Source organism: Aeromonas lacus (genome assembly GCF_000764665.1).
In the GTDB taxonomy this organism is placed as follows: domain Bacteria; phylum Pseudomonadota; class Gammaproteobacteria; order Enterobacterales; family Aeromonadaceae; genus Aeromonas; species Aeromonas lacus.
Map to the genome: position 1 here is coordinate 1 of NZ_JRGM01000096.1, position 500 is coordinate 500.

Below are 500 nucleotides of genomic sequence, written 5' to 3' on the forward strand. Positions count from 1 at the left end.
TACATTGCATTTATTTTCTGTTGAGCAATTTTGTTACGATTCTGTGCGATTTTGGCAATCTCTGCCATTGTGATATCTATGAATGCTTGCGCTGCACTATGAGCGTGCTTATAGAGGGCTGTCCGCATGAATGGGTTCGGTTGAACTTCTGCAATATGGACTTGATAGGGGTTCGTCTTCTTATGGAAGAGATAATCGCGGGTTGCTGTATACGGGTTCCGGCCAAATTCTACTGCACATGCGTAGTCGTTAGCTGGGCCTTTAGTGTATACAGAGCATGAAAGGAAAGTACTAGAACCATTCTTCAACATCTTTTTTGACGCTTTTGATACTTTCATCTTGAAGCAGTCTTTTATATGTATTCCGTCCTGTACTACATTATTTATTGGCGCAGAATTTACTATCTCATCCAAGACAGGCTTCATTGCTTGCTTTATACCTGTTCTACATGCTTTAGTGCCAAGTACAGTTCCAAGCTCTAACAATGCAGCTTCTAATTC

General features: G+C 41.0%; 1 protein-coding gene. It reads right to left on the reverse strand.

The window, feature by feature from the left end; genetic code table 11:
* Positions 1–500: hypothetical protein (locus LG31_RS21220; RefSeq protein WP_161785976.1), on the reverse strand; the 500-nt coding region annotated here is incomplete at both ends.